This is a genomic window from Mesorhizobium sp. M5C.F.Ca.IN.020.29.1.1, from assembly GCF_003997375.1.
GTDB classification, from domain to species: domain Bacteria; phylum Pseudomonadota; class Alphaproteobacteria; order Rhizobiales; family Rhizobiaceae; genus Mesorhizobium; species Mesorhizobium wenxiniae.
Genome location: NZ_RZSW01000400.1, coordinates 1 through 5,992, shown reverse-complemented (window position 1 = coordinate 5,992; position 5,992 = coordinate 1). Strand labels below are relative to the sequence as shown.

5 protein-coding genes and 1 pseudogene are annotated in these 5,992 nt (G+C 63.2%); 3 read left to right on the top strand and 3 right to left on the bottom strand.

Features of this window, described 5'->3' with window-relative positions; translation table 11 throughout:
* On the top strand, positions 1 to 823 hold an 823-nt coding region (locus EOA85_RS25295), incomplete at its 5' end, for a mandelate racemase/muconate lactonizing enzyme family protein (protein WP_164759865.1).
* 188 nt (positions 824 to 1,011) lie between these two features.
* Here EOA85_RS25295 and EOA85_RS25290 read toward each other — a convergent pair.
* Positions 1,012 to 1,950 carry a diacylglycerol kinase family protein gene (locus EOA85_RS25290; protein ID WP_127211587.1) on the bottom strand — a complete coding sequence of 313 codons (939 nt, stop codon included), beginning with the start codon at positions 1,948 to 1,950 and terminating at the stop codon, positions 1,012 to 1,014.
* A gap of 963 nt (positions 1,951 to 2,913) precedes the next feature.
* Here EOA85_RS25290 and EOA85_RS25285 point away from each other — a divergent pair.
* Positions 2,914 to 3,423: a hypothetical protein gene (locus tag EOA85_RS25285; protein WP_127211586.1), complete on the top strand. Its 510-nt coding sequence runs from the start codon at positions 2,914 to 2,916 to the stop codon at positions 3,421 to 3,423.
* A gap of 62 nt (positions 3,424 to 3,485) precedes the next feature.
* On the opposite strand, the gene EOA85_RS25280 is transcribed toward EOA85_RS25285, so the two are convergent.
* Entirely contained in the window at positions 3,486 to 4,457 is a 972-nt protein-coding gene (locus EOA85_RS25280; protein ID WP_127211588.1) for a DUF3137 domain-containing protein, read from the bottom strand.
* Positions 4,458 to 4,589: 132 nt separating this feature from the next.
* A complete protein-coding gene (locus tag EOA85_RS25275; RefSeq protein ID WP_127211585.1) occupies positions 4,590 to 5,630 on the bottom strand; it encodes a CapA family protein in 1,041 nt (346 codons plus the stop codon).
* A gap of 154 nt (positions 5,631 to 5,784) precedes the next feature.
* Between EOA85_RS25275 and EOA85_RS25270 the strand changes: the two are divergent.
* Positions 5,785 to 5,992, top strand: a pseudogene (locus EOA85_RS25270) (hypothetical protein); the annotation flags it as partial.

Here is a 5,992-nt window from a genome sequence, read left to right as displayed (position 1 = left end):
CCTCTACCCACACAGCGGCAGCGTCCACTCGGAGGATGCGCGCGGCAAGAACGTCTACAACGATCCCGATATGGCGGCCGAATGCGCGCTCGAATATGTCGAGCAGGGCTTCACTGCCGTCAAGCTCGACCCGGCCGGCCCCTACACCGCGTTTGACGGTCACCAGCCGCGTCTCGTCGATATCGACCTCTCCGCCCGCATGATCAAGGCGATCCGCGAGGCGGTCGGCACCAGGGCCGACATCCTGTTCGGCACGCATGGCCAGTTCACCGCGTCGGGCGCGCTGCGCATGGCCCGCGCCATTGAGCCCTATGATCCGCTGTGGTTCGAGGAGCCGGTGCCGCCCGATATGCCGGAAGTGATGGCTCAGGTGGCGCGCGGCACGTCTATCCCGATCGCCACCGGCGAGCGGCTGACGACCAAGTTCGAATTCGCCCGGGTCATCGAGAACCGTGCTGCGACCATTTTGCAGCCGGATCTCGGCCGCTCCGGCGGCATTCTCGAAACCAAGAAGATCGCCGCCATGGCCGAGGTCTACCACATCCAGGTCGCACCGCACTGCTATTGCGGGCCGATCGTCGGTGCGGCCAACATCCAGCTTGCCGTGACCTTGCCCAACTTCCTCATTCTGGAATCGCTGAAGCAGTGGGACGGCTTTCACGAAAAGCTGCTGAAGAAAAAGATCGAATGGCAGGACGGCAACGTCATTCCGTCGATGGAACCAGGCCTTGGCGTCGAACTCGACGAAGCGGTCTGCGAGGCGCATCCCTGGACCGGCAAGGACCTGCATCTGCAGATGATGCAGACGCCGTTGATGCCGTGAGCTGTCTTTAGAAACGTCGTCACCAGTTTGCCGCGCAAACGGGTGAAGAGTATTTACACGCAAGAACGCCGGGCTTTTCCTGCCAAGAGCGAGACCTGACAGGCGGATTGTGAAGCGATTCCAGCATATTGGCCGGATCGCCAGAATCACGATCGAAACGAGCTGAATCAAAGTCTCAACACCTTGATTCAATATCTGAGCGTCAGCGCGCCGGGTAGGATCTCGAAGGTCGCCGGTATGCGCCCGGGGGATTCGCCGTCTACGTCGAGCAGCGCGGCGTTCTTTTGCGCATCACCGAGCGGTTCGACAACCACTTTCTTGCCACGCAAAATGGTGATTGCCGGATGGTTGCGGTGCCGTCCGCCATAGAGCAGACGGATGTCCCAGATCAGTTTCAGCTTGCCGGCCGCACGCAGGATGACGATGTCGAATTGACCGTCGTCCAGTTCGGCATCCGGCGCGATCATCATGCCGCCGCCGAAGAATTTTCCGTTGGCCACCGCCACCAGCGCCACGCGCGCCTCGACCGGGACGCCGTCATCGACGGTGATCACCACGTCCTGGAACCGGTAGCGCATGAATTCCCACACGGTGCGCCAGTAGAACAGCGCCTTGGCCGACACCTTGCCCTTGCGCTTGTCGGCGTTGACCGCGCGGTCCGTGGCGCCTGAAAGCCCGAGGCTGGCGATGTTGATGAAATGGCGGCTGGCCAGCGCGCCATGGTCGTCGACATAGGAGATGCGGCCGGCATCGACGTTGTGGGCCTTGGCATCGGCGATGCGCTTCAACGTCAGGTCGACCTCGCCAGATAGGCCGAGCCCGCGGGCGAAATCGACGCCGGCGCCGCAAGGCAGCAGGCCGAGTTCGGCCGTCCGGCCGCTTTCCACAAACGCCTGCAGCAGCCCGTCGGCCACTTCGCTGGCGGTGCCGTCGCCGCCCGCCGCGATCACCAGGTCGAAGCCGCTGGCTGCAAGGACGAGCGCCAGCCGTTCGGCGTCGCCGGTCGCCTGCGTTTCGCGCAGCTCGAAATCGCCGAAATGTTTCCTGAGCGAAGCACTGACCTCCGGCCAATGCCGTTTGAGCCGGCTGCCACCGGCAATCGGATTGAGAACCACCCCGACCTTCAAGAACGCCCTCCCAAAGGATCGCAGCGACACTGGTGTCCTAAAATCCTTTGCCGGCATTGAAGCCCGCGCCGCGATGTGGGGCAAGAGCCGAATGTTTGATTATGCTGCTCGCCGCAGATTGGGCGTGTCCCGACCCCCCTCGAAAAAACGCTCGGCCGCCGAGCTCAGTCCCCGATAATCCCGCTATCCACAGGCTCGCGGCTGTTTCGCCAAACGCTCACTCGGCGTACATTAAACCCATCTCAGGCGGCTACCGATTGCCAAGTCGAAAGACAAAGCGAAACGGCGGATTTCCTGAGGCCCGTACGGCCCCTGAATGAAAGCAGGCTTGCCTGTTTTGACGAGGGATGCCGAGACCTACGGGGCCGCGGAAAGCGTGCGAACGCCTACGGCGGACCGATGCTGCCATGAAGGACGGCAAAAACCTTCGATGGCGCGCTGGACGAAGCTCACAAGGGTGGAGACTGGCGAGGTCCCGAACGGACGCTGCCCTCGAGCGGTGGCTGGCAGGACCGTCAACATCAAGGCTGGCATGGCGCGACGTCTTTACGGAAGTTGCTGCCGCGACCGTGTCCTGATCTGACAGGGAGGCGCTGGGAGAAATCCCGGCGCCGACTGTCTTTCATGGCCATCCCCGCGATGTTGTTGGCGCGGCTTCAGCGTACGCCGGACACCTTGGCCGAGCGCGATCTGCGGTGCCGAGGGCACGATCTTCATCACCAGGCGCAATCGAGCTGCACTCCGTTCTGCCGGCACTGATGAAGGCAGGCGCCACGCTTGAGCACGTCTGCGACTACTGATGAAGTTCGGCCACAGGCGGAACTCCTGAAACCTTCTCTTGTACTTCACCACGCACATTCCACAATCGCGGCCAAATCCCGCCTTGATCTACGGCAATTGGTGAACGCACCAGCGCCGCACGTCCTTGTAGCACTCGCCAAGGCAATTCGAAGGGACAAGACCGTGATTAAGACCACCCTTGTCGCCATGACCATCGTCGGCTGCGACTGCGATGCCAGGCTTTGCGAGTATATCGGCGAGACGCCGGCCAAGTGGTCGACCATCGCCGATTGCGAAGCAGCGATGAAAAGCCAGATGTCGCACGCGCGCAATTTCAACTACCCGCTCGTGTCCGGCATCTGCCGCACGACGCAGACCTCGTCGCGGCTTGCCGCGACCGGCTCGACGCTTGAGTTGGCGGTGGCAGCGCAGACCGCCACCGACCCACTCCCGTCCGAATTGAGCCGTCGGCCCAGCGTTGCTGTCGGGTCGCAGGCAACAGCCACGGAAACAGAGGCTGCCAGGCCGGTCGCCTTTGAAACCGCGGTCGATGGCGGACGCTCGGTGCTGTATCGCACGAAGAACGGTTACGCCTTGGTCAAAACCGACCTTGGCCGCGCCGCATCCGCGACCCTCGGAATGGCCAAGCGGTCGGCGAACTGGCTGGCGGCGAAAATGCCGAACGGTTTGTAAGCGCCCTCAGGCGATGCCGCTCAGCGCCTTGATCGCAGCCGACCATGGCTGAACGTCAGCGGCTAACCCGCCGCCTCGTCCTTTGCGCCGATCTTGCGCACCAGCGCCGCCGTGGCCAGCATCGCGCCCATGTCTGATATCATCGGCGCGACATGCTTGGCGTAGTCTAGCGGCACCGATTTATCAGGCAGGTCGAAGAAGTCCTTCGTTTGCGGCAACAGTAGAAAACCGTCGCCGCCATTGAGCGCAACCCGCGCCGGATCATCAGGCCAGGTCTCGCTGAGCCATGTCAGCGCCTGCGCCAGGCGGCCACTCACCAGCGGCTGCGCCGCCTCGACATTGTCGGTGCGGAAGTCGTAGGCGGCATCGAGCTCGGGCACGCCGCATGATAATTCCTGCATTTTGCTGGCGAACATGCCGCGGAAGAACCCGACGGCCACGTCAGTCCGGCGGGCGGCCACCAATATGCCGGGGAACGGCACGATGGTCTCGAAGGCGACGACGATCCCCTTGAATGCTATCGTGCCGCTCTTGCCCGTGCCTTGCCGGAGATCGGCTTCGTAAAGCTCGAACGGAAATCCCTCGTAGCGGCCGGATACGATGTCGTCGAAGCGCTTGCTGTTAAAAGTGCCGATCGTCTCGCGCGGCAGCCGGTCGAACGAATTCGGCGTTACCTCATGCTGGTACCGCATATCCTCAATGAAACCGAAGATGATCGGCAACAGCGTTTTGCGGAACGATTGCTGCAAGGTGCTCGCCGGCTTGATCGCCTGGAAATAGAGCAGGATCGCCGCCACGAACCCGACGACATAGAGCAGCACATGCGGCGTCGAGAACCATCGCTCGTATGGATCGGCGACCGTGTTGAAAAGCCAAGCCACCAGCGCCACGAATACCAGCAGCAGGGAGATGAACAGCGGCACCCGCCAGCGGACTTGCCGGTAGGCCGCAGCCCTTCCGACCTCATAGGCCTCGAGATTCCTTTTGATGCCGGCGATGTCAGCTTCATCAGGCATGAAATCCGCTGCTTCCATCGCCATCCCACCGTCGAAAGACCGAACACCCAGCTCGGACAATAGCCGATTTTGCGGAAAGTCGCGCGACTACAGCGTTGGGATGGTGGGTGAGCCCACACGATTCATCCGAGCACCAGTCAACTATGGCTATCAATTTCCGTTACCAAAAACCGCAACGAAACGGGCCGTAACCTTTTGCCTTAATGCGCCCTCCAGCGCCTCAACGGGAACCAGCCGCTCATGGTCGCCGGCGCGCAGCCGCATGAAGGGATGCAGCCGGTAGGCGGCAATGGCGCCACGCGTGCCGGCGTCAGCGCTGATATCGGCGGTCAGGATGCCCCCCATGCGGCCGGGCCACGGCTGGCGCGCAAAGGCGGTGCCTAGAAAATCGCCGAGCCCATAGGCGACGAGCGCCTTGCCGATCCGCTCCACAGGCTGCACGACATGGGCATGATGGCCAGCGATCAACCCGACGCCTTGCGCGGCCAAATGCCGTGCCAATGCCCGCGTTGCGGCCTGTGGAAAATGCCGGAATTCCCAATCCCAATGTGGCACGGCACAGGTGAGGTCGACGGCGGCGCCGCGCGGCCATCGTGCCGGGTCGGCTTGCATCGACACACGGCCCGCGAACGCAGCCGCGCCGGCATTGCGCCACAGCGTGAAGGCGGCTAAGCCAATTGTCAGCGGTCCGACCGCAAGGCGCTCGACCGGACCGCCGGCGGCGGTACCGATGCTGCGGATGCCGAGACGGGTCAGCGCCGCCACGGTCTCGTCGAAACCCTCGACGCCTTGGTCGAGCACATGGTTGTTGGCGAGCGACAAAACCAGCTTCTCGCGCGAGATGCCGGCGGCCGCCAGCGCCTCGGCGAGAAACCGCTCGGTCATGGCATGATGGGTGCCAAGCTTCGTTCCCGTCGTCGCGCTCGGCCGCTCCACCACCGGGCTTTCGCAATTGCCGATCACCAGATCGGCGGAGCCGAGCAACATGGCGATCGCCGGGTCGCATTGCGGCGCTCTGCGATTGGCCACCGCCGAGATATCGCCGACGAAAGCGAGCCGCACCGTCCGCGCCGGCGGCGGCACCATCGTCGCTGCGGCTGCCGGCGCAAAGCCTTGTTGATCGCCGCTGAGCGAGGGCTTCAAGAAGCGTGGCAGCCAAGACAATTTGTAGGAAAACGGATAGTTCGACACGCGCAGCCTGCACCGGGATGAACGGCCACGGTAGACGATGCGCACGATATAGCGAAGCGCCTCCGTTCGGAATCGTGCTGCCAGATGCCCGCAGTAGGCGTAACACACAAGATGCGTATATGGTTGCCGCCGAACGGCATACCGGAGGACCAAGATGACGCGATTTTCGAGCCTGCTGGCATCCGCCCTTATTCTGCTGCTGCCGGTTTCTTCCGCCGGGGCCGCAGCGCCCGAACCGGCCGCCCTGTTCGAGGCAAAAACCGTAGCGGACCGCGACAGCACGCTTACTGCGCTGGAAGCCGCCGCACCTACTGATCCCGCGTCGGCTTACGCCGCCGGCGCCGGCCAATTCTTCCACGGCC